Origin of the sequence: Nitrospira sp. BLG_1, from assembly GCF_047338595.1 — a bacterium.
Lineage (GTDB): Bacteria > Nitrospirota > Nitrospiria > Nitrospirales > Nitrospiraceae > Nitrospira_D.
This window is the reverse complement of record NZ_JBLFBO010000129.1, coordinates 1-1,268: the sequence shown is the minus strand read 5'-3', so window position 1 is coordinate 1,268 and position 1,268 is coordinate 1. Positions and strand designations below refer to the sequence as shown.

General features: G+C 54.3%; 1 protein-coding gene and 1 pseudogene. One reads left to right on the top strand and one right to left on the bottom strand.

Translation table 11 applies throughout. The features are described 5' to 3' along the window. Nucleotides 1–209: 209 nt before the first annotated feature. Nucleotides 210–524, bottom strand: a pseudogene (locus tag ACMTNU_RS20680) (IS3 family transposase); the annotation flags it as partial. A gap of 272 nt (nt 525–796) precedes the next feature. Between ACMTNU_RS20680 and ACMTNU_RS20675 the strand changes: the two are divergent. Next, a partial coding sequence (locus ACMTNU_RS20675; protein ID WP_413937175.1) for a DUF4419 domain-containing protein occupies nt 797–1,268 on the top strand: 472 nt, incomplete at its 3' end.

The following is a 1,268-nucleotide window of genomic DNA, read 5'->3' as shown; positions in this document are numbered from 1 at the left end:
CAAGCGCAGCTTGAATTGTAAGGAGACCCCGCCTGGAAGGGCGGGGTTCTTCATTAAGGTCTACTTCAGGCCTGAATTCTATCCCCTAGATAAAGAAAAGGATCCCGATTTTCAGGCTCGGGACGAGTACTTTCTTGTCATTAAAGACCATCCTTTCAAGGAAAATGATCACTTCAACATGATCTTCCCCCAATTCCGTGGACACCTGGTTAAGCGACTTTCACCCTCGCTTCATACTCGGCCGGGGAGTGATAGCCGAGCGTCGAGTGCCGTCGCTGCCGATTATAGAACACCTCGATGTAGTGGAAGATGTCCTGTCTCGCTTCGTCTCGCGTGGCGTAGTGCTGATGATAGACCAGCTCACGCTTGAGTGTGCCAAAGAAACTTTCCACGCAGGCGTTATCCCAGCAGTTACCTTTGCGACTCATGCTGGGAATGAGGCCGTACTCAGCCAGGCGGCGCTGATAGCTCGTCGCGGCATACTGACTGCTGCGGTCCGAATGGTGCACGAGCCCCGGGGAAGGGGCCGGTGAACGGCAGCGACGGGACGAACAACGGCGTCATAGCTCGTGCCTTGGTAATGCTGATTTCAGCGCGCTGATCAATCAGTGTCGGATCGGCAAATGGGAACTTTCACTTCCCAATACAGCCCAAACGAGAGATTGGTTTAAAGAGCATCGGATTACCGATATTATCCTAATCATTACCTATGGCGGCGATCCACTAACATGGCCGGTCTAGCACATTAAACGTTACAGAGATCGTACTGTACTTCATATGACCTGGGAGGTGTGCAGTGAACGGGATACCTTTTTCCGTTAAAGACCACGCGCCGATTCTTCACCGTTCAGCTACAGCAATCTGCGTTCGAGTCGATGAAGTTGAGCCCTGCCGCGAACCCTGCATCCCGATCAAGACACGTACGCGTGTGAAACAAGATGTGGGAAGGCCCGTGCTTGCCTGTAGTCATGATGAATCCTCAGAAGTCATTCTCGAAGGGGGAGCCGCCACGCATGGCCTGGTGAATGCAGTGTATGTAGCGTTTAGCCAGCATCGGCCGCTCGTGCTGACTCCTGATGCGATCTGGATCACCCTCGCCCAGGGATTCGCCCATCACATCACAAACCATGCTGAGGCGCTCCGTTCGAGCGTGGTCCGGCACAAAGGCAAAATGACCTTGCAGGCCGAGACCATCGACCTTTCCTCAGCTCAGCACTGGGCCGAGGCCGTTGAGCAATGGAGCGAGGGGATCCGGCAGCATGTGCAGG